Origin of the sequence: Hymenobacter qilianensis (assembly GCF_014638675.1) — a bacterium.
Taxonomy (GTDB): Bacteria; Bacteroidota; Bacteroidia; order Cytophagales; family Hymenobacteraceae; genus Hymenobacter; species Hymenobacter qilianensis.
This window is the reverse complement of record NZ_BMFN01000002.1, coordinates 352827-375539: the sequence shown is the minus strand read 5'-3', so window position 1 is coordinate 375539 and position 22713 is coordinate 352827. Positions and strand designations below refer to the sequence as shown.

The window sequence follows — 22713 nt, the reverse complement described above, 5'->3', positions numbered from 1 at the left end:
TTATCCGTGGGCCCAGGCTTACTTTCTGTCCTGTATGCATAAAGCTTTTCTGGCCGCTCTGGGTATGATGCTCAGTGGTTGCGGCCCCCTAGATCCAGCCGACCAGGTGGTCGGTTCCTATCAGCTGGTTGCTCCTAGCTCTTCGGTGGTTCCGGCGACTGGCATTAGCCTCCAGTTGACTGGGAAGCAAGCCCTCGTGCGCACGGGTTCAGCCGAAGTAGCCAGCCCGTATGAAGTAGTGAATAACTACGTGTATTTACTCCAGGGCGCTAGCCGCATCGACCTGCGCATCGTGAGCCGCGATACGCTCCGCCTGACCAGTGCTTTGGGTACCGTGACCAACTATGTGCTCCATGCTGAGTAATGTGCTGCGCTTCCCGGAGAGAATAGCGCCTAAGCTGGTTGAAGTACAGAAGCCCTCCGGCGGCTATGGCTATGTCCCGAATGCGTTCAACTATCAAGGCTTTCTCGTGCAGCGCCTGTATGTGGGCGTTGGCCCTCCTCAACGTTGGCGCGAGCCCACTACTTCCCAGCAGGTAGGCCGCTTATGGGAGACACACGCGTCCTTCACCCCGCATCTGTTTCCCATCGTATCTGCCGAGGCGGTCCGGGCAGCGGGTCTGGATTACTCAGTCATTTCCGCTTGGATCACGGAGCATAAAGAAGCGGTCTTTACGCACCCCACGTACGCGGCGCTCTGTCTGCGCTGGGGTGAGAATGCCTCTGGCTACCAGGTTGTCCCGGTGGATTTATCCTTCCCCGCTGCTGAGCCCGGCGAGCCCGTGTACTTCACGCCCCGCACCGACTGGCGCACAGGTCACACGCGCTATCACCTGGCTACGCCGCTCGCCGAGAAGTCACCTTTGCACTTGGCCCTGCAATCTCAAGCGGGCCTAGCGGTCTCCTCCTGGCGGGCTGGCGGGGCCTGGAAGCGCTGGTCCATTGATGATCTGCCCGCCGCCCGCCGTGTGCTGGCGGCGCACGGCAACTACCCAAGCTGGCAGCAGCGGCGTAGTGTCTACAAGGTAGACGTATACGCCCCGGCGCAAGGCGGCAAGGCCAGCCAGCGGCAATTCCCAGAGCACACCTGGGAGTTTTCTACCGCCGAGCACGCCCGCCACTGGTATGACCAGTTGCCCGAGGAGCAGGTGGACCCCAAGCACGGGGATCTAGCGGCCCTGTTCTTTCCCTTTGCCGTGCTGCGCCGGCATGAACAGCTCATTGACTACCCCTTTAACGAGCAGGTAACGGCGCGCAAAACCCTGCCCTTGTTGTGGGAGCAGGGGGTGCCTAGTGCTTGGACCCCATCACCCGCACCTGCTTACCCGCCGCCAATAGTGAGTACGGACTTGACTACCCTGGAGCGGCCCGCGGAGTGGCCGCTCGTGACGGTAGCCGAGCTACTCGCCGAGCTGGGTGAGCCCCGCCGGGAACTGGCCGCGCGCCTGGGCCTGACCCCGGCCACCCTGCACCGGCGGGAGCGGAGTCCGACAATGTGGACCGTGGCTGAGCTACAGCGCGTGGCCCAGCTTACGCAATGGCCCTTAGCCACACTGGCCGAATTGCTCGCGCAGGAACTGGCTAGTTAGGAATTGAGCAGCCTCGTCGTATAACGGCCTCCCTTCACTGCAAAGCTCGCAAGAAAAAATTCTCTGAATTCAGTATTCGAAGGATGCTAATGAGCTGCTCTACTAATTTTGGGAAGTAACGTCGTCTCATGGGACCACCTCCCCAGTTACCTACAGGTCGCGATGCGACGCTCACGAAAGTACTTGCTAACCACTAGCTGAGCTGGACCAACTAAACGTCCATAATATCTCGGTATGCAACGGGCGAGCTTTTCGACAGGGCATAGTCGCTCTACGAAGGTTTTATGGGTACAGCACTGGAAACAGGAAGTAGCCCATCATGAACTACTACCTGCAGTTGCTGGATAAGATAGGGGCCAACCAACGCCTTCCCTATTCGCCGCCTTTAGGCCAGGGCATCATTCACCTGAAACCTAGCGCAGCTGAGAGTCCACTACTGCAAAGGATTAATGCATATGTGTAAGAGCGGGCCTGTGAAATCCAAAAACTAGTGACTCTATTGGGGCAAGTGGTCACGTTAAAAGTGCTACATTTTAATTCTAGCAAAAGGTGCCTACTTCGTTTGTCTATGAAACCTGCGCTATGGGCTCAAAAGAGCATAATTGTAGCAAACTCACTGCCCATTGAGCGTGTGCAAAAACAACCAAAAGCGTCTACAAAGCGGGTACAAAAACAACTAAAAGCGGGTACAATGTTGCTTGCAAGTCGGGTACTCTCATTGTTTTACACACTATAGCATACAACAGTAGTCACCGTTTAGATCAGCGGATCTAAGCCCCGAGGATCCTAGTCTCTGCCTCACAGTGTATATAGCCAAGTTCAAGTAGCGCTAGTATTTGTTTCCTGTGCCTACTAGCTACATCAGTTCAGATTAGCTGCTCTATATATAATCCGGCACTGGGTGTACTCCTTTGATGCCTTACTGCCACTCCATGTTATAGCGGCTTACCTCTAGTTAGCACACTGCTCGTCCCAAAAAGCAGGGTATCCTCGATTCTTGCCAGCTTCGAGCAATAAATCAGCTAAGTCACTACCGGCTTGCTTATGATTGTCAGCACAAGACTCCATCATATCAGACACGTTTATCTTGAAGCCTTTGCCCCTGAGTTCGGCTGCTTTGCGGGCCCAGGTGTTAAATGCACTTCCATCAGCCGACGCATCGGGATACAAGGTGATGGGGTGAGCATACACTGCCTGCAGTCGGTCCACATTTAAATAGCTTAACGCGCCTACGGCTAGCCAAACAAATGCAGGAAAGTAAGCTGCACAGAGAATAGCCGTCTTTGGCGCTTCCACAATAGCTACAGGGTAGGAGGCAGGTACGGTCTTCAGTTGTGCTAATCCGTAGAGGCAGGGCACCTTTTTCACGTCGTTAGTGGGATTTAGATACGATTGCAACCAGGCCGGCTGTTCAAGCCGGTGCTTGGCACAGCGGCTCGCGTAGGCGGTGTGCACCCAAGTAGTACATCGCTTACGAGTTCCGTCAGGTGCTAGCTGCTTCACGGTTTTGCCCTGCTCATCAAACAGCACAACTTGCCCACTCCGAGCCCGTCCCAGTTCATCGCGCAGCCAAAAGACCGTAGCTCCTGACCAATAAGTAGACGAACCCACCTCGAAGCGAGCCAGCAGGTGATGCGCCATATCCGCGCCCAACTCCGCTTGTAAGAGCCGCGCGAAGTTGTTGTGCTCGTAGTGCTTCAACGTTTGTTGCACGACTTCATCGGGAATGATACACAGAGGCGGCTTCCTGCTTACTGAGAATGAAGGGCGAGAAGAACGAAAATGGGGCGTTGCCACCTCATCCTCTTTTCTTACCATCATCGCGTAACTCGGGGCGCCAGGTCCGCTGGTATATGGGCTTGAGTAATAGCCACAGGTATTTTCCCGATTACACCTACCAAACTGTTCGGGTAGTAGCTCGCCTGTTTTTGTGTCTAGCCAACGCGTAAATTTCTGCAAAGCCCCGCAGTTGGGGCACCGAAAGCGAGTCCTCTTGCCAGCATAAGGCTGGAGGCGGTAGCGTAGGGTAAGCGCCATAAAAAAGTTAGGTGCTGGGCTGCACTTTCTACACTTGCTACACCTTACCTGAGGCAAGAAGTGTAGTAAGTGCAAGAAGTGTAAGCTCTCAGCTAACATTTTTTAGAATGAAGACGGCTTTTTAATCACGAAGTGGACATGTCCACTATTGCGGCGAGTGCCCTCTATACCACTGTTTGCGAGACGCTTGGCAAAATTTCGACTGTTAACTGGCTTAGAGCCCTCTTCTATACAGAAGTTGCGGTACTCTCCATACAGTACTTGCCGCGTGATAGTGTGATCGACATGCGGCACGTATTCACATTCATCTAGGAACGAACGCACGCTGTCTGCCTGGTTCTTATACATCTCGACCTGCTGCCGGATTGTTTCACTATCCGTGAATCGGTTCTGCTTTAATAGACGTTGAAGTCCCTCCAACACCCAATTAAATACGCCTGACAGTTCGTAAGCAATAATCTTAGCGGGCAATTGCCGATCCTGTTCTGCCTCTGGAATCGTGACGTTGAAGGGGATGATAAGAAAGCGCCGAAAATAGGCCGGTGTATGCTCCACATCGGTCGGCAGTTCATTACAGTTAAAGATGAGCTTGGCGTAGTCCGTAATAGTAAAGGACTGTCCGTAGAGAAAGCGAGCTTCTACGGGCTCTCCGGACACTAGCTGCTTGAACACATTAGCGTCCAGTTTACCATTGATCTCGCTGGCGTAATTCACTAATGCATTGGTTAAGTGCGGGCGGCTAGTTGATGATTCAGCCGTTAGGCTTTGCAGCGAATAGTTGCTCACATTTTCCTTCCCCAGTAAGGCCATCACTACCTCAAAAAAGACTGATTTGCCATTCGCTCCCGATCCATGGAGTAAGAGGGCTTTCTCCAGTTTGAGCTTAGCATGGGGCACGAAAAGGTAGCCTAGAAACTCCGCTAACACTTGTTGACAAGCTTTATCCGGTAGTACCCGGTCTAAAAACTGCTGGAATAGGGGCGCCGTTGCCTTGGGATCATAGGCGAAAGGCAACTGATGGGTTAAATAATCGTGACGGTTGTGTGCTAGCAACTGCTGGCTATCAGTACCAATATGGTAAGTGCCATTAACTAGATTGATCTTCACGACATCCCGAGTTCCTTTGCGCCCCGGCGCGTAAGCAGAATTTAAGAACTGCTCCTGGAGGTTATCGGCAAATCGTACATACCGGGCATCGAACTTGTTAACGCCCATTTTTTCGGCCGCTTTTTGCAGAAAGGCCTTCAGCTCCTCCATCTCTAAAGACTTCCAAAAAGTCCCGTTATAGGCGTACAAATAGGCACCGGACCGCCACAACCCCCAGTTATTCCGGTTGGCCACATCTAGGACTTTTTCGGCAACCATAATCAAATAGTGCTTCTGCCGAAGTTTTTCGTCATCATTTTCCAATCTAGCTGCCTCCCGAAAATCAACTACCGTAATCTGCTCTAGTAACTTGGTTAATACCTCAGTATGTGGGAGCACCAACGTACTTGGTAACTGGTGCGCATTAGCATCCTGTTGGATACGCTGCTGAAGGTCTTTCAGCATACAAGGGGGCGGGGTGCTCTTTAACATATTGTCCCCCTTCTCACTTTAGATTCTAACTCACGACCAATTGGGCGAAGAAGCCAGGCTTGGTGCCAAGCGCTTAGATAGGGAAAGACTATCATTTCCATGTTAGTAGCCTTTTTTGGTAGCGGGCCGTGCTGCTAGCGACGGGGAGGCAGCGTCCGAAGACTCATCGCGCCGTTTGCCTTGTTCTACCCACGCCAGTAAATCGGCACGGTGGAAGTAGAGCTTGTTGCCTCTTTTGGCGTGAGGAATAGCCCGCGCTGATACAAGAGCGTACAGGCGGGCCTTGCTTAGCCGAGTTACTTCCTGTGCTAACTCCATACCACCCACTTCTGCGACGGGCTGAGTAGAATTACTGCGTAAATGCTGCAGTGCCTCTAAGGTCAACGCTTCCAGGTTGATTAGCCGAGCGTTGATAAGTTCAAAGGGATTATGCATTGTGACTGTTGTTAAGTGACAATGCAAAGGTGAATCAGTCCCTAGGTGCATAACCGGTTATAACCGGTTATAGAATTTTAGCACGAATCGTACTTAACTCATTATCAGCCTGCTCTCGTTGCTGTTTGTTTAAATAAGGAATGACCGATTCGATAGCGTTGATAAGTGGTTTAATTTTTTTCCCCGTTACATTAATCCTATCCCCTACTTGGGCAATCTCGATATAACGTTGGTACAACTTCGTTCCACTATTGGGACTGCGGTGACCATTCTCTTCCGCCAGCTGCTTCGCCCTGATGTCATTACGTATGACTTTTCCTTGATAGATAGCAATAAGCGCAACTTGACGTAGAGTTAGATCAGTTGGTTTATGCTGTATTTTTTTGTCAATGGTAGGAGGCAATACTTCACTTGATTCATTCAGCATTTTTAATTCGAAAGCTTGAAGCCAGCGCTTCGCCTCTTCCAACCGGGGAAGCGATAGGCGATGATCTTCTCCATCAGAGTTTACTAAAAGCTCATTGATGCGTTCCTCTACTATCTGGCGTAAATAATAGACATCTGCTGCGTTAAACACTTCTTCATAATAAGTTACCAACACATCCTCAAAGCGTTGCAATTCTTTATATAGTGCAACAGCAATTTCATGTGTTAGCGTTTTTTCGACAATGGGTAGTAACCAAGTAGGATAAGAAGGATAATAGGGAATCGGTGCCCCCAGACTGTTTTCAAACGTTGAGAATTTTTCGTGGAATGCCTCATATTCCTCCCGCTTGTCAGGTCTGCTTATTTTGCTTCGCAATAAGTAATCATGCAGAGCTTCCTGAGCAAACCGATTAGTTTCTTCTAAACTACGAACACCTGGTTTAAGCTTAAAAAGATTTATAACAGCCCTACTAAAAGCCATTTTTTTTGCTTTTGCTCTCTTCTCGTTCATCTGGGAATACGTCTTTTACTTTAAGACTACAACAAAGCCCACCTAGACACAGAAGAATCATCTTTCAAGGTAAGAGTGAATACGCCATTGGAGACTTGTATGTTAACATCACTCAGCTCAAGTGCCAAGCACCATTTGGTTCATTGCATCTTGGGCTAAATCAAAGCAGTGATAGGGAGAGTAAATAGTCCCGCCGCGGCGCATCAGCCGCAAATTCATCTCCCTGATACTATGGCTAAAGGATGGCTCCTGGTTTAACGCACTCAATAAGTGTTGTAAACTTTTGAAATCGATCCGGTATTGATCTGTGCCTGCGGCTCGATAAGCGGAGGCTTTGATCGACAAAGCATAGGAGCGTAAAAACCAAGCTTTATAAGACATAGTCGGAAAGCAACTCCCGGTTACAATCGCAAAGGCAAAAGAGTCTTTTGTTTTCTTCTCTTCACCCGCCACCAGTACCTCCATCCCATTGATACTTAAGGCGAAATAACGGGGGTAAGTGCTCTTATTCGTGGAAGGCAGACAGCTCAGTGCCCAAAAGGACTGTTCTGTCTTCTTGAAAGCAGGAATAACCTGCTTGATGTAGGCCGAGAGTACAGCCCTGACCTGCGGGTAAACAGGCTGGTCTTGCAGCTGCAGGAAGTTTTGATGATACTTGAACCTGAATTTCTCCTCAATCGACGAGCTTAAGTCTATTCCGTCATTATTGAGTGGTTCGCCACATCTAAGCCATGCTTCTTGTTCGGCCGGAGTGACGAGCAGATCTAAGTCGGTTTCACCAATAACATTAGTCACAAAGGTTTTATTGGTAAGCAGCATTCCCGCCTGCTCAGCCTGTTGGATGAGATGCTGTTCCACTTCATCCAGTTTCCCCTTGGGTACATCCTGAAACCAATAGTGCTCAATGGTATCGTAGTTCTTACGGTGTTGAGCAAAGCGCTTCACTGCGTCAACTGCCTGCCCTATATAGAAACTGTTATTTCTAAAACGAAGTAGGTAGATTCCACAACGGTTTTTTGAGACTGGAAAAAGGTCAGCAATTGAAACCCGCCCGCGCACCGAATGACCACCTAATGCATGAAATCCAAGCTTATCAATAGGTGACAGCATCAGTGAATGAAATAAAATAGGACAACAATACAAAATGACTAGAGCCAACATATGAAACGTTGCTGGCTTCGGCTTTCAGGAATGGCGCGGCGTTATCGAGCAATAAATTTACAATCCCCTACAGCAGACCCTCAAAAGCTGTGTCTACCAATTCCGACGCAAAGGAATCCAGATATACGGCTGTAACTGCTTCCGACTTGTGTCCCATTGCTTGGCTAATGAGAGCTGTATTGGTGCCCTTAAGCTTAAGTGTGGTAGCAAAGGAGTGTCGGGCTACGTACGTGGTGAGAGGAGTAGCAATACCAGCCTGCTTCCCCATCACTTTCAATGCCTTATTTACCCAGCCTAATACATTGTGCAGCCGCACCATTCTTTTGGCTGGTGTTGTATGCTTAGTGACATCAAGAAAGGGAAAGATGTACCCATCGGGTGTGGTACGGGTAATAGGGGAGTAGCTGGATACGATGGCGGCGGCCGGCCCCAGCAATTTCAGGGAAAACTTGCCGCCCGTCTTCTGCCGCACATACTCAAGCCTTTCCGGATGGCCTGTTGCAGGGTCACTTCCGCTCACATCTCGCCAACGCAGCTGAGCTAAGTCGACAAAGTTGATACCGCCAGCATAGAAGGAGAATAGGAACGCATCCTTGGCTAGCCGCTGCCGGTTGATGGTGGGATTTAATTGCTCTAGTTTCCGCAGTTCTTCCCGTGGTAAGGCCCGCTTTTTCGTACTTACATCAAACCTACTAATACTGTATTTGTGTTGCTCAGCTCGATTCCGTGCGAAGGGATATAACTCCGCCTTAGCTAATCCCGTGGCAATAGCTTTGTTGAAGATAGCTCGTAGGGTGCGAAACCTCACTGATAAGGAAGTGTCTTCAGTGCCCGTAGCTCGCATAAACTGTTCCCAGTCATGACAGAAGGCAACCGTGACCTGTGAGAAGGGAATATCTGAGGTGCCCGGATGCTCTTTATCCAAAAAGTGAGCGAGCTGGCTGCGTGTGTCCCGATATACACGGGCGTTGCCCAGCTGGCTAACTGCTGTCTGTTCAGCGATGAGTTCGTCAAAGTAGGCCAGCAGCTTTACGCGGCGAGTGGCCCGGCGGCTCTGGCTAACTTTACTCAGAACTGTTTCGGCATCGTGCTGCTCGTCAGCGGAGGCTAAGTCTTCGGCTGCTTGTTCATAGGTAGCTGCTTTTGCTTCCAGCTTTCGCCAGAGAGCTTTCGCGTCGCCGGGATAATTGCGCCGAATTTCTTTTTTCTCGAAGTTATAATACCTTGGCTGCAAGCTTACGCCAGTAGATCGGTATAGCTGCTTACGGTTCTTTGTGATCCGAATCAAAAACGGGTGAGAGCCATCGGCTAGAACCTTACCCGTGAAGTAGACGATCTTGACGGTGGCAGTTCCTTCTTTGTGGTCAGTGGTTTTGCTCATAAGTCGTATGAACCGCAGTTGGTTCATACAGCGGTTCATACAAGTATAATAAAAAGCCTTGTACTGTTAATAAAGAACAATAGCTCTTATCTTCTAAAAAGCCCTTTTTACCCAATGCTGCTAAGTAATGATAGCGTATGTGTTTAGGCCTAAGCATGCCTTCTAAGCAGTAGGTCAGGAGTTCGAATCTCTTACGGGGTACATTACAAGTGCGCCACTCAGCTTTATTGCTGAGTGGCTTTTTTATTGCCATTTGTGGCCAAAAAATGATACTCCGAGCATGAGAAGAACTTGAAGAACTCTAAGAGAAAAACGAGTTTAAACAAAAATTGAGCAGCTACTAAAAAGCGATGATTAATATTGATTAAGTTCAATTATTATAATGTTTGTGAGATCTTCTATTAATTGTATGAATAAGTACTATGAGTTCAACTTATACTTTACTAATAATGAATAATAAATTGTATTCACAACCTTAAAAACTTCTTTAAAACATCAAACAACATTGAATATTATTTACATTTTAATAAGAAGCTAGCTATATATATTTGCCCATCAACATTTTACAAAAGATCAGATGGGATCTAAAATTATACTTTTACAACTTTTGATTTGCTTTTTAAGTCATTCGCTTTCTGCGAATACTTATTACGTTAGCCCATATGGCGATGACAATGCTAGTGGTACTTCGGTCTCAACAGCTTGGCATTCACTTAATCGTGTTAACGCGGGAAAATACCAACCTGGGGATCGGATTTTGCTGGCGGGCGGCGAGACCTTTAAGGGTAACATCTGGTTGCGCGGCAATAGTCAGGGTACGGCCGAAAAGCCCATCATAATTAGTTCCTATGGTCATGGCAACGCTACTATTGAAAGTGGTGCTGCTTTCGGCTTCTATGGATATAATATGGCAGGCATTGAACTGCGGCGTCTGAATTTTGTGGGTTCAGGTCGCCTGACCAATAAGGACTCTGGCATTCAGTTTTATCTTGACTCAGCCAACACTACGCTGAATCACGTGCGATTAGATAGCATTGATGTGAGTGGCTACCAATCAACGGGTATCATAATTGGCAGTTGGAACGGCAATAGTGGTTACAACAATGTGCGGATAACTAACTCGAAAGCACACGCAAATGGCGAAGCAGGAATTTCTTCATATGCCGAAAACATAGGTGCCCACACTAACTGGTACGTTGGCAATTGCAAAGCCTTTGATAATTCTGGTCGAGAAGATATTACTCATCATAACACTGGCAACGGTATTGTTCTTTCAGGTATCAGTGGAGCTTTAATCGAGCATTGTGAGGCGTATAATAATGGCTGGCTTAATTCTTATCCGAACGGTGGCCCGGTAGGAATATGGGGATGGAATTGCAACAATTTAGTGATTCAGGAGTGTGAATCTCATCATAATCGCTCGGGGATGAATCATGATGGTGGTGGATTTGATTTGGATGGGGGCTGCACCAATTCTGTGCTGCAGTACAACTACTCGCATGATAATGACGGTGCCGGTTACCTCATTGCCCAATATCCTGGTGCACCGCCTCTTACTGATGTAACCATTCGATATAATATTAGTGTTAACGATGCGCGACGCTATAATCAGGGTGCAATTCAGTTGTGGTCGTCAGGAGATAATGGCGGTATTCAACGGGCTTCTATTCACAATAATACCGTCTACCTCGCGCCTCCTGCTAATGGTTCACATCCGAAAGCAGTGTATGTAATGAGTGGTGGTGTTAGTGATATTACCTTTCAAAACAATGTGCTGCATACCACAGATGGAATACCAGTAATAAGTATTGAAGGGGCTGCTACAAACGATGTACGCTTTCAAGGCAATTGCTATTGGAGTGCTGATGCAGAGCTTAGCTTGTGGTGGGGCGGCACGCGCTATACTACGCTCAGTGCCTGGCGTGCGGGCGCAGGTCAGGAGCAGATTGGCGCGAAGGCAACGGGTATCAACGCTGACCCGGAGTTCATGACGTCGGGTGTGGAGCCTGTTGTGGCTCAGCGCGCATTTACCACATCCAAATACACCGAGGTAGGTTATACGCTGCTGCCATCATCCAGCCTGTTGGGAGCAGGATTAAACCTGCTCACTGAGTTTGGAAAAGAACCTGGCCTGCGAGATTACTTTGGAAACCCTACGGCAAAAGCGGGAACCCAAGGCAACATTGGAGCTTCGGAAAACAGAAACCTGATCCTATCCTCCCGCTCAGGCACAATGAATAGCTTGCAGTCGTGGTGCACGGCTTATCCTACCCAGGCTACGGAGACTGTATACATCACATTTGCCTCCGATGTTATTCGTAATAAGCCGGTTAGTGTGAAGCTCTATGATATGCAGGGACGGCTAGCTCGCAATCAAAATTTCACGCGTCCGGATACAAAGGATGCGGCTTTCTCGGTGCACGGACTAGCAGCTGGACACTATTTGCTGCGAGTGGAAAGCGGAAATCTTAGCTCATCTCAATCCGTTATCGTAACCCAATAAGAGAAACTGGCTGCCAACATTCTATTTCAGGTAAGATGCAAATAGAATTAGGACAGTGATTTACTATAAAAAAGCCCCCCAGAACTGCTCTGGGGGGCTTTTTTGATACTGCGTTTCGATGTGATGGGCTTAATTTAACCAGACGGTATACAGCAGCTCAAAGCGGTGAGGAGCAAAGGCATTAAAGTAAGGCGCTTCTGCTTGAAAGCCCAATACATGGACTAAAGGAATGCCTTCCAAATGAGAGTCAACGACACGCACAGGATAAAACTGGCCTTCCTCAGGCCAATCACCGCTGTGATTGAAAGGTCGGTCGGCGGCATTGAGGCAGCGGGCATACTCAACGAATGGAGCGTGGCGAGTAGCTTCGGCTAGCGTAAGGTTGGCAACTTCGTGTGACATAGAGGCAAATGTAGCAGGTTTCAGAACTACGATCCATAGGGCAGAGTTCCGTTTGGTTGATCAGTACAAGAGCTATAGTAGCAGGTATGATGCGCTTTGCCCGGAGCAAGTAATGCTAATGAGGCTGGTAAAAGTGGCGTTAAATGGCAACCGAGGGTTGTATAAAATTGTGATATGATACGCTCTCTGTATATAAGCGGGTAGTACCAAAAGCGGCTGTTAATCAATCTGCAAAGCAGGTCCATTTTGATTGCTAGCATAGGGGGTCCAATCCGGGTTTGGCTGGCAAAAACCGATTAAAAATGGTATCTTTGCCTATTAACACTGACGCTGAATTTACCCGCATTCCATGAGCGAAACGAAAGAGAAAAGAGTCCCCGCTGAGTACTCTGCGGATAGTATTCAAGTACTGGAAGGACTGGAAGCCGTACGCAAGCGGCCATCGATGTACATCGGTGATACGGGGGTTAAGGGCCTGCACCATTTGGTGTGGGAAGTAGTCGATAACTCAATCGATGAAGCCTTGGCCGGCCACTGCGACCGAATTGAAGTCACCATCAACGAAAATAACTCAGTTACCGTCCGCGACAACGGTCGCGGCATCCCCGTCGACTTCCACCAAAAGGAAGGTCGTTCAGCCCTAGAGGTTGTAATGACAGTGCTCCACGCGGGGGGCAAATTCGACAAGGATTCCTATAAGGTTTCCGGCGGTTTGCACGGCGTAGGCGTAAGCTGCGTGAATGCACTCAGCAAAGACCTGAAAGTAACTGTGCGCCGCAATGGCCACCTCTACGAGCAGGAGTACAAAATCGGAGTTCCGCAGTATCCGGTAAAGCAAATTGGTGATACCGAAGAGCACGGCACGCAGGTAGAGTTTCTGCCTGATGATACTATCTTCACGGAGTCGGTTTACAAGTACGAAACCATTGCCACTCGTCTGCGCGAACTGTCGTACTTGAACAAAGGTATCCGCATCACGCTCACCGACCGCCGCGATAATGACGTGGACGGCAACTTCCTCTATGAAGAGTTTTATTCGGAGGGCGGCCTGAGCGAGTTTGTTGGCTACCTTGATGCTGGCCGTACAGTGCTGATGCCAAAGCCAATTCACGTAATCAGTGAGAAGGGTGGCACGCCGGTCGAGGTTGCTTTGCAATACAACGACTCGTACCAGGAGCACATTTTTAGCTACGTCAACAACATCAATACCATCGAAGGTGGTACGCACGTGGCTGGCTTCCGCTCGGCCCTTACGCGTACGCTGAAGGCCTACGCCGACAAGTCGGGTATGCTGGAGAAGGCGAAGGTGGAGATTCAGGGCGACGACTTCCGCGAAGGCCTGACCGCTGTCATTTCGGTGAAAGTGCAGGAGCCTCAGTTTGAAGGCCAGACCAAGACCAAACTGGGTAACTCCGATGTGAGTGGCGCTGTAAACCAGGCAGTGGGCGAAATCCTGAACCAATACCTGGAAGAGAATCCCAAAGAAGCCCGTATTATCGTTGAGAAGGTGATTCTGGCAGCTCGGGCTCGTATTGCGGCCCGTAAGGCCCGCGAAATGGTGCAGCGCAAGACCGTGCTGGGCTCGAACTCTTTGCCTGGTAAGCTAGCCGACTGCTCCGAGTCGAATCCGGAAATCTGCGAGCTGTATCTGGTCGAGGGCGACTCGGCTGGCGGTACTGCCAAGCAGGGCCGCAACCGGGCCTTCCAGGCTATTCTGCCATTGCGGGGTAAGATCCTGAACGTGGAGAAAGCCCAGGAGCACCGCATTTACGAAAACGAGGAAATCAAGAACATGATTACCGCGTTGGGCGTGTCGTTTGGCACTCCGGCCGATGTGGAAGCGGGCATTGAGGCCGATCCTAAGGGCCTGAACATCTCAAAGCTGCGCTATCACAAAATCATCATCATGACCGATGCTGATATTGACGGTTCGCACATTCGTACCCTGATTCTGACTTTCTTCTTCCGCTATATGAAGCCACTGGTCGACAATGGCTACATCTTCATTGCGCTGCCACCCTTGTATCTGGTGAAGCGTGGTAAGGAAGAGCGCTATTGCTGGACCGAGCAGGAGCGCCAGGTTGCTCAGGAAGAGCTAGGCCGCGGTAAGCCCGAAACGGTGAACGTGCAGCGCTACAAGGGTCTCGGGGAAATGAACGCCGAGCAGCTTTGGACCACTACTATGCAGCCCGATACCCGTTCGCTGAAGCGTGTAGACGTGGAGTCGGCTGCGGAAGCTGACCATTTGTTCTCTATGCTCATGGGCGACGAAGTAGCGCCGCGCCGTGAATTCATCGAGAAAAATGCCAAGTACGCCAAGCTGGACGTATAGAGGCAGTAGTAGCAAAAAAGCCCCCCAGCGTGCTGGGGGGCTTTTTTTGTTTACAACTACATCTAGCAAAACATACCATGATCCAAATTTTGGAGTTATCTTTTAGTAACAACTAGTATAGATTCCTTTGTCTGTTCGGAATGACAGGTGTGGCGCTGTAACTTGCCACTTGCGCCTTATTCTTCGCTATGAAACTCTTCAAATCAGCTGACCTTATCCGCAAAAGCAAGTATATCAGCCGCGACTTAAGCTGGCTGCGCTTTAATTATCGCGTCCTCGACCAAGCCAAAGATCCGTCGCGCACCTTGTTTGACCGGCTGCGATTCATGAGTATCACCTGCTCCAACCTCGACGAGTTTTTCATGATTCGGCTGGGGTCGCTGTACAATTATATCGACTACGGGAAGGAGCGTATCGACTATTCAGGGCTGCGGGAAATGCCGTTTCGGCGCAAGTTGTTGGATTTTGCCCACCGCTTCGTAAACGACCAATCACTCACGTACCTGAATGAGCTGAAGCCACAGTTTGAGAAAAACGGCTTCAACATTCTGCGGATGGATGAGCTGACGGAACTGGAGCTGAAGAAGGCCGATGGCTACTTCAAAAACACGCTGTTTCCGCTGCTCACGCCCATGGTGTACGACTCGTATCATGGCTTCCCGCTGATGATGAATCAGATGCTGATTCTGGGTGTGGTGACGCGCACGGAGGCGGAAGGGGAGAAGGGGCAGGAGCGCCTCACCTTCGTACAGATTCCGCAGAATTTGTCGCGCTTTTTTGAGCTGACGCGCAAAGACAAGGTGATTTTTGTGCCTATTGAGGAAATCGTGCGCGCCAACTTGCCCAAGCTGTTTCGGAACGTCGACATCGAGTCGGCTAACCTGTTCCGCATCACCCGCAACGGCGACTTTACGCTGGAAGAGTCAGACGATATCGACGTTGATTTTATCAAGGAAATTCAGGTTGGCTTAAAAACCCGCAAAAAGGGCCGCGTGGTGCGCCTAGAAGTGGAGAAGGATGCGTCGCCGGTGCTCATGGCAGTTCTGAAGGAGCGCTGGAAAATTGATAATGGCAACGTGTTCGTTATCAATTCCATGATTGATATGAAAGGGCTGCTGCAAATTCTTAAGCACCCCAACTTCCGGGGAAAAGCCGCCCGCCAACCGGCTCCCGTGGCCCCGCTTAGCTTGCCCGAGGGTGCCGAAGACAACATGTTTGAGTACCTCAAGCACCACGATGTGCTTCTGCATCATCCCTACAACAGCATCGATCCGGTGGTGCGCCTGTTGGAGCGGGCCGCCGAAGACCCTCATGTGCTGGGTATTAAGCAAACTATTTACCGCCTGGCCGACGACTCGCGAGTGACGGCGGCACTCCTCAAAGCGGCCGAAAACGGCAAGCACGTATCCGTGCTGTTTGAAGTGAAGGCGCGCTTTGATGAGGAACGGAATATTCGGGAAGGCGCCCGCTTGGAGAAGGCTGGCTGCTTTGTCATCTATGGGGTGAGCAAGTATAAGACGCACACCAAGATGCTCATGATCATCCGCAAAGAAGGAGAGAAGGTGACGCGCTATGTGCACTTGGGCTCAGGCAATTACAACGAGCAAACGTCGCGTATCTATACCGACGTGAGTTTGCTGACGACCAACGATGTATACGGCCACGACGTGTCAGAATTCTTCAACGTAATCACCGGCCATTCTCAGCCCGATGACTATGAGTATCTGATTACGGCGCCGAAGGATATGCGTCAGCAGCTCATTCATCTGATTCGGGAGGAGATTCGAAACGCGAAGAAAGGCTTGCCCAGCGGCATTGTGATGAAGATGAACTCCTTGGAAGACAAGGAGATGATTGATGAGTTTTACAAGGCCAGTAAGGCCGGGGTGCCTATTCGCTTTATCGTGCGGGGTATTTGCTGCCTGCGGCCGGGCCGGGCTGGCCTGAGCGATAATATTGAGGTGCGCAGCATTGTGGGCGACTATTTAGAGCACTCACGGATGTTTTACTTCCATCACGGCGGCCAGCCCAAAGTGTATGCAGGCTCCGCCGATTTGATGGTGCGCTCCTTTGACCGGCGCATTGAAGCACTATTCCTGATTGTAAACCCGGCCCTAAAGCGGGAGGCGATTAACATTCTGTATTTCAATCTTAAAGACAACCAGAATACGTACCTGATGCGGGAGGATGGGGCATACGTGCGTCGCATCCCAGCCCCTGATGAGCCTGTTTTCAACGTGCACAAGGAGTTTTATCATCGCCATTACGCGGCTGTGTCCGAAAGCTCCTTGTATGACGAGTGGCTCACGCGCGCGGATGTGCAAACGGACAATGCTGCCTCCAATGAAGGCCCACCTTTAACTGCCCCGGACTTTCCAACGGATGCGGAGATGGAAGATGCCGAAATGGAAGCTGAGCTGGCAACTTTCAACTCCACCACCGAGGAGGATTTGCCCGGTGGCGAATCTCCTCAGGACGTTTAATCAGTACTTTATCTCAACACAAAAAAGCCCCCCAGGACAGCGTCTGGGGGGCTTTTTTGTGCTTTACCATCCTATTCGGCTCCGCTGTGCGAGTTCTGAACATCGGGGTGCGGCGGAATAGCAGAGTGGTCATTGACCGGGCGAAAGTCCTCAAAATGGCGTTCAAACAGCGTCTGCAGCATACCGTCCTTCAAGCCGATATCGGGGACGTGCATATTATTGATGTTGGCCCACTCCATAGCAGAAAGATAGATTTGGCCCGCCGGCACGATCACATCGGCGCGGTCTGGGTTGAGCATGGCCACATTCACCCGCTCATCCATGGTCATCTTGGTCAGGTTGTCCAGCAGAGTGGCGATGCGCTTGCGGGTGATGGGCTTATCGAGCGTGGTTTGGGTTTTGGCTAAGCTATACAGCTTATTGATGTTGCCGCCGGTACCAATTGCCCGCGTGACATGGTAGCGACGCGCGTTTTCGGTTACCCATTTCTCCATCCGCTCCCAAGTGCCGTTAAGAGCATCCGTGTTGAGGCCAGTCTCTGCCTGTTGCATCCGCCGAATGGAGCCAACTTCAAACGACTGCGTAGCCACTTTATGGCGGTTGTGGTAAATATTAAACTCCGTGCTGCCCCCGCCTACATCAATGTGCAGATAATGCTTATTGTCCTCAAGCACGTGCTCAATTACGCTATTGATGTACATGGCTTCGTCCTGACCATCAATTACTTCGATAGTTAGTCCTAGCTCTTTGCGCACGCGCGCAACCAAAGCGGGAGCGTTTTTGGCGGTGCGCATGGCGGAAGTGGCGCAAACCAAGTGGTGCGCTACTTCGTGCACTTCCATCAGCAGCTTCAGCGAATGCAGAAACTTAACAAACTTATCAGCCTTGGCGGGCGAGATGTCACCGGTGGCAAACACATCCTCCCCCAGGCGCATTGGGTAGCGCACGTACTCCACGCGCTTCAACCGAAAACGCCCCCCATAAACCAGAACAGCCGAAATTTGGCACCGTACAGCATTCGATCCAATGTCAATGGCGGCTAGTTTCAGTAGGGGATACTCCATCAGGTAGGTTGATGTGGTGGAAGAGGAATTAAGCTTCAAAGATAAGCCTTTGTCGAAAGTAGGCTTAAAAGAAGGAAAAATAGCCTCTGAGCATTACCTCTCATTGGCCAAAAAACCATACGAAGCGAGCAGTACAGGTTTACGGGGCAGCGCTAAGCTTACGCCTGATCAGGCGAAGCTGTTTTAGGCACAGCCCGCTTTCTGCTTAATACTCCGACAGCAATTCCGTGGCTACGCGCGGAACACCCGTGCTGGCGGGCTCCGCCACGAAGCGCACGTTGCGTCGGCCTGCCAAGGGCGGCTGATGCAGATCAATTACGATGATAGGGCAGTGCTGGGGGGCAAATTGCAGCAGTCCGGCCGCCGGATACACCTGCAATGAGGTGCCTACCACCATAAAAATATCGGCGGTAGCAGCCTCTTCAATGGCCCGCTCCATCAACGGCACGGCTTCCCCAAACCAAACAATGTTGGGGCGTAGTTGGTGGCCTTTTTCACATAGTTCGCCCATCTCAATACGGTCACTGGTCATGGGGTACACAAGCTCCTCATGGCGCGTGCTGCGCGACTGAAATAACTGACCATGCAAGTGAATAACCCGGCTGCTGCCGGCTCGCTCGTGCAAATCGTCTACGTTTTGGGTTACGATAACCACTTCATAGCCTTTTTCCATCGCTACCAGGGCATGGTGGCCAGCGTTCGGCTGGGCTTTGCGGGCTGCGCTACGCCGCTGATTATAGAAGTCAAGCACCAGCTCAGGGTTGCGTGCCCATCCTTCAGGTGAGGCTACGTCCTCAATGCGATGACCTTCCCAGAGACCATCAGCGCCGCGGAAAGTAGCTAAGCCACTCTCGGCACTGATGCCAGCACCAGTTAGTACTACTATTTTTTTCGACACAGGTTAAAGGGAGTTTGTCGGGTGAAAGATCTTTTTCTGAATGCAAATAACTACTAGAAAACGGCTAACCGTATCCGGATTCACCTTAGCTGGCTTACGTAAAAGCATGAATACTATGTGCTTGCTAAACGTTTTCTCATGTCCATTTAAGTCTTTTACTTCGGCTAGATCTTTTGTTACTGCTAATCAAAAGCAAAAATTGATGTAAGCCAGAAGATCAAAAGTGTTTAAGTCGCTGTTATACTAACGATACTAGCTAAAATATGCGCTCAGTTGAATTAAACGGGTCTATAATGGGTTTACGCCCTACAGTCCAGCTTAATCTTCTTAGTAGGTTTGAGTTTACTCTGTACTAAACTCAGCTACTGTTGAGATCAAAACGACATTAAGTAAATTTGTATCTAATCCGATCTGCTTAGCTCCTTTATGATCGACCTTTTATTTGACGTTAATCTCCAGCAGTTGCCCGACGACTACCTTACCGGCAACTGGCGGGTGGCTGATCGGGTGCTGAATCGGAACGACCCGGGTTCCGCCTTGGCTCAGGCGACGCACCTTCAGTTGCAGCCTGGCTTGCTGCATGTAGAAGCTCCCACCCAGCAAGATAACGGTCAGTGGAGCGTGGAGCGTGATAGTTTGCTTAGTCGCCCTTACCTGCAAATGCACTTGGCGCGCGAGGAAACACGTGCTTTAGTCACGCGCTTGCGCCGCTCTACCGATGGAGCCCAGAGCCAGCTTAGTCTTTATTTTCAGTCGGGCATGGAAATGCAGCTCGCCCGGCCCTGATTTCGCTTTTCGCTACTTTCTACGTTATGTCATCTGTTGATACCCAATTTAACGCCCAGCAATTTCGCTTTCTGGCCGAGCTAATTCCTCAACTGGTCTGGATTACGGACCCTGCTGGTTACCACACCTATTTCAACCAGCGCTGGATCGACTATACAGGCTATACCGTGGAGCAAAGCCGCGGCAGCGAGATGTGGAACAACCTGCTGCACCCCGACGACCGCCAGCGCGCCCGCGAGCGCTGGGGGCATTCGCTGGCTACCGGGGAGTTTTACGAAATCGAATACCGGTTTCTCTCCAAAGACGGTTCCTACCGCTGGTTTTTGGGCCAAGCCTTGCCTCGCATCGATGAGCAAGGCAACATTGAGCAATGGTTTGGTACCTGCACCGATATTCATGAGCAAAAGCAGCTTCAGCAACGGTTGGAGAGCGCTTATGCTGATCTGGAAATGAAAGTCACCTTTCGCAACCTAGAGTTGGAGCGTGAGGTTCAGAGTCTGCGCCAGCGTTTAGGCGAATAATATTCAGGTCACTTGCTACATAAAAAAGCCCCCAGATCATTTCTGGGGGGCTTTTTCACGCGCTATACTAATCTGCTACTTCGCTTTCGCTGCTGCCGCCTTCTTCGCGGGCGCAGCCTTCTTGGTTGTGGCGGCCTTTTTAGCGGCTGGCTTCTTTGCGGCTGGCTTTTTCTTGGCAATGGCAGGCTCATCCACGGTTTTCTCCACCGCTTTTTTGGCGAAGCGACCACCTTTAGCGGGTTTATCAGGAGTAAGCTCAGCCAGTTCCAGGCAGCGCTCCAGCGTAAGATCCTGCGGCTCTTCGCCCTTAGGAATCTTCACGTTTTTCTTGCCAACCACAATGTATGGACCGAAGCGGCCATTCAGCACTTGTACGTCTTCGCGCTCCGGAAAACTTTTGATCAAGCGCTCTGCATCCGATTTACGCTTGGCTTCGATAAGCTCAATAGCTTCCGAAGCGGTAATAGTATGCGGATCCTGCTCCTTGGTAAGCGAGTAGAACTTGCTGTCGTGGCGGATGTAAGGACCAAAACGACCGAGTGAAGCCGTCATATCCTTTTCCTCAAACTGCCCCACGATGCGCGGCAACTTAAACAGATCAAGCGCTTCTTCCAGCGTAATATTCTCGATAAACTGGCCTTTGCGAAGGCTTGCGTACACGGCTTTCTCCTCGGAGCCTTCCTTCGGCTCAATCTGCACATAAGGGCCGTAACGACCCAAACGAGCGGTCAATTTCTGCCCAGTTTCGGGGTGAATGCCAATCTCGCGGTTCGAGCCCAATGTGCTGCGCTCAATGTCCTGACCACGCTCAATGGTTTCGTGAAATGCTCCGTAGAAGTTGGAAAGCATATCGCCCCACTTCTCCTGACCGTTGGCGATAAGGTCAAATTCGCCCTCAACTTTGGCCGTAAACTGGTAGTCGATAATAATAGGAAAGTGCTCCACCAGGAAGTCGTTAACTACCATAGCGGTATCGGTCGGAAACATCTTCGCTTTTTCAGCTCCGTACGTTTCCGTTTTAACCTCCGTCTTCACCTCCTCGCCTTCCAGCGTGAGCACCCGAAACTTGCGCTCCTTGCCTTCACGAGTATCTTTTTCAACGTAGCCGCGCTTCTGAATCGTGCTGATGGTTGGAGCATAGGTAGAAGGCCGGCCAATACCCATTTCCTCCAGCTTCTTTACCAGCGATGCTTCCGTGTAGCGAGCTGGCGGCTGCGCATACCGCTCCGTAGCGCGCAGTAGCTGCAAAGGCAGCTGCTGGCCAACCGTCAGGGGAGGCAAACCACGAGAGAAAGTTGAATCACCATCTTCCTCCTCGTCATCCTTCGACTCGCTGTATACTTTCAGAAAACCCTCGAAGGTAATTACCTCACCAGTAGCCGTAAGCGTAGTGCCCGCCTGCGTGCTGATGCCAATAGTAGCCACGGTGCGCTCCACCGTTGCGTCGGCCATCTGCGAAGCCAGTGCCCGCTTACGAATCAGATCGTAGAGGCGCTGTTCCTGGGAGTCGGAACCTGATTTTACCAGGGCAAAATCGGTGGGCCGGATGGCTTCGTGCGCTTCCTGGGCTGAGGCTGACTTTGTTTTAAACTGACGCTTGTGAGCGTATTCTTCACCAAATGCCCGGCTTATTTCCACGTGAGCAGCAGCCAACGCATCCTGCGACAAGTTTACCGAGTCAGTACGCATGTAGCTGATTTTACCAGCTTCGTACAGCTTCTGGGCTACGCTCATGGTTTGGGCCACGGAGAAACCCAGCTTGCGGGAAGCCTCCTGCTGAAGCGTAGAGGTGGTGAAAGGTGGCGCTGGCGAGCGTTTGCCTGGCTTCTTTTCCAGGTTTTCGATCTGATAAATGGCCCCCACGCAACGAGCCAGAAAACCCTGGGCTTCAGCTTCAGTTTTGAAGCGCGTCGGTAGCTCAGCCTCCAGAATTGCCCCCCGGCCAGCATCGAAGCGCGCTGTAACACGGTAAGCAGATGAGGTTTTAAACTGATTGATTTCACGCTCCCGCTCTACAACCAGCCGCACCGCCACCGACTGTACCCGACCAGCCGACAACCCCGTTTTAACTTTTTTCCAGAGCACCGGCGACAACTCGAAGCCAACCAGACGGTCAAGCACACGACGAGCCTGCTGCGCGTTTACCAGGTTCAGGTCTATCTCCCGGGGAGTAGCAATAGCGTTAAGGATAGCGTTCTTAGTGATTTCGCGGAATACAATACGGCGCGTTTTGGCGTCGGTCAGATTCAGCGTTTCGGCAAGGTGCCAGCTAATGGCTTCCCCCTCACGGTCATCGTCACTCGCCAACCATACAACTTCGGCCTCTTTTGCCAGCTTCTTCAACTGAGCAATTATCTCTCGCTTATCAGCCGACACCACATAGGTCGGCTTGAAGCCATTCGCAATATCAATAGCGTTATTATCCTTGGGTAAGTCGCGTACATGACCAAAGCTGGACTTGACAATAAAGTCCTTACCCAAGTATCCCTCAATGGTCTTGGCTTTGGCCGGTGACTCGACTATGACTAAATTTTTGATCATATAAAGGGGATTGGCAACGAAATACAGGTGGGTATCAACTAAGAAACGACCTATGGGGGGCAAAA

The 22713-nt window shown here is 50.6% G+C and carries 17 protein-coding genes and 1 pseudogene; 7 read left to right on the top strand and 11 right to left on the bottom strand.

Annotated elements, in window-relative coordinates; genetic code table 11:
* The first annotated feature begins 34 nt into the window (after window positions 1-34).
* Window positions 35-364: a hypothetical protein gene (locus IEW06_RS09490; RefSeq protein WP_188548169.1), complete on the top strand. Its 330-nt coding sequence runs from the start codon at window positions 35-37 to the stop codon at window positions 362-364.
* Window positions 345-1589, top strand: a complete 1245-nt coding sequence (locus tag IEW06_RS09485) for a helix-turn-helix domain-containing protein (RefSeq protein WP_229743086.1) — start codon at window positions 345-347, stop codon at window positions 1587-1589. The genes IEW06_RS09490 and IEW06_RS09485 overlap by 20 nt, the downstream gene beginning before the upstream one ends.
* Window positions 1590-2540: 951 nt before the next feature.
* Here the strand turns inward: IEW06_RS09485 and IEW06_RS09480 are convergent.
* From IEW06_RS09480 to IEW06_RS09455, 7 genes and pseudogenes are all read right to left on the bottom strand, one after another.
* Window positions 2541-3302, bottom strand: a complete 762-nt coding sequence (locus IEW06_RS09480; RefSeq protein WP_187732324.1) for a DUF6371 domain-containing protein — start codon at window positions 3300-3302, stop codon at window positions 2541-2543.
* Between the two features lie 147 nt (window positions 3303-3449).
* A pseudogene (locus IEW06_RS20990) lies at window positions 3450-3626 on the bottom strand (PG0870-related protein); the annotation flags it as partial.
* Window positions 3627-3728: 102 nt separating this feature from the next.
* Entirely contained in the window at window positions 3729-5177 is a 1449-nt protein-coding gene (locus tag IEW06_RS09475; RefSeq protein ID WP_187732323.1) for a DNA primase family protein, read from the bottom strand.
* A 129-nt stretch (window positions 5178-5306) separates the two neighbouring features.
* Window positions 5307-5639 carry a helix-turn-helix domain-containing protein gene (locus IEW06_RS09470; protein WP_187732322.1) on the bottom strand — a complete coding sequence of 111 codons (333 nt, stop codon included), beginning with the start codon at window positions 5637-5639 and terminating at the stop codon, window positions 5307-5309.
* Window positions 5640-5706: 67 nt separating this feature from the next.
* A complete protein-coding gene (locus IEW06_RS09465) occupies window positions 5707-6576 on the bottom strand; it encodes a hypothetical protein (protein WP_187732321.1) in 870 nt (289 codons plus the stop codon).
* A gap of 117 nt (window positions 6577-6693) precedes the next feature.
* Window positions 6694-7737 (bottom strand): GIY-YIG nuclease family protein, encoded by a 1044-nt coding sequence (locus IEW06_RS09460; protein ID WP_188548168.1) that lies wholly within the window; start codon window positions 7735-7737, stop codon window positions 6694-6696.
* Window positions 7738-7804: 67 nt separating this feature from the next.
* Window positions 7805-9118, bottom strand: coding sequence for a site-specific integrase (locus tag IEW06_RS09455; protein WP_187732319.1), 1314 nt, complete (start codon window positions 9116-9118; stop codon window positions 7805-7807).
* Between the two features lie 577 nt (window positions 9119-9695).
* On the opposite strand from IEW06_RS09455, the gene IEW06_RS09450 reads away from it, so the two are divergent.
* A complete protein-coding gene (locus IEW06_RS09450) occupies window positions 9696-11621 on the top strand; it encodes a T9SS type A sorting domain-containing protein (protein WP_187732318.1) in 1926 nt (641 codons plus the stop codon).
* 129 nt (window positions 11622-11750) lie between these two features.
* Here IEW06_RS09450 and IEW06_RS09445 read toward each other — a convergent pair whose 3' ends face one another.
* Window positions 11751-12023 (bottom strand): hypothetical protein, encoded by a 273-nt coding sequence (locus IEW06_RS09445; RefSeq protein ID WP_187732317.1) that lies wholly within the window; start codon window positions 12021-12023, stop codon window positions 11751-11753.
* A gap of 349 nt (window positions 12024-12372) precedes the next feature.
* Between IEW06_RS09445 and gyrB the strand changes: the two genes are divergently transcribed.
* Window positions 12373-14355, top strand: coding sequence for a DNA topoisomerase (ATP-hydrolyzing) subunit B (gyrB, locus tag IEW06_RS09440; RefSeq protein WP_187732316.1), 1983 nt, complete (start codon window positions 12373-12375; stop codon window positions 14353-14355).
* A gap of 188 nt (window positions 14356-14543) precedes the next feature.
* Window positions 14544-16838 (top strand): polyphosphate kinase 1, encoded by a 2295-nt coding sequence (ppk1, locus tag IEW06_RS09435; protein WP_187732315.1) that lies wholly within the window; start codon window positions 14544-14546, stop codon window positions 16836-16838.
* 71 nt (window positions 16839-16909) lie between these two features.
* Here the strand turns inward: ppk1 and IEW06_RS09430 are convergent, their stop codons facing one another.
* Window positions 16910-17941, bottom strand: coding sequence for a Ppx/GppA phosphatase family protein (locus tag IEW06_RS09430; protein WP_229743085.1), 1032 nt, complete (start codon window positions 17939-17941; stop codon window positions 16910-16912).
* Window positions 17942-18107: 166 nt separating this feature from the next.
* Window positions 18108-18800, bottom strand: a complete 693-nt coding sequence (locus IEW06_RS09425; protein WP_187732313.1) for an SIR2 family NAD-dependent protein deacylase — start codon at window positions 18798-18800, stop codon at window positions 18108-18110.
* A gap of 426 nt (window positions 18801-19226) precedes the next feature.
* Between IEW06_RS09425 and IEW06_RS09420 the strand changes: the two genes are divergently transcribed.
* Both IEW06_RS09420 and IEW06_RS09415 read left to right on the top strand, forming a co-directional pair.
* The gene (locus tag IEW06_RS09420) at window positions 19227-19586 is read left to right on the top strand and encodes a hypothetical protein (protein WP_187732312.1); all 360 of its coding nucleotides are present in this window, start codon (window positions 19227-19229) and stop codon (window positions 19584-19586) included.
* 26 nt (window positions 19587-19612) lie between these two features.
* A complete protein-coding gene (locus IEW06_RS09415; protein WP_187732311.1) occupies window positions 19613-20107 on the top strand; it encodes a PAS domain-containing protein in 495 nt (164 codons plus the stop codon).
* A 75-nt stretch (window positions 20108-20182) separates the two neighbouring features.
* On the opposite strand, the gene topA is transcribed toward IEW06_RS09415, so the two are convergent.
* Window positions 20183-22648, bottom strand: a complete 2466-nt coding sequence (gene topA / locus IEW06_RS09410; protein ID WP_187732310.1) for a type I DNA topoisomerase — start codon at window positions 22646-22648, stop codon at window positions 20183-20185.
* Between the last annotated feature and the right edge of the window lie 65 nt (window positions 22649-22713).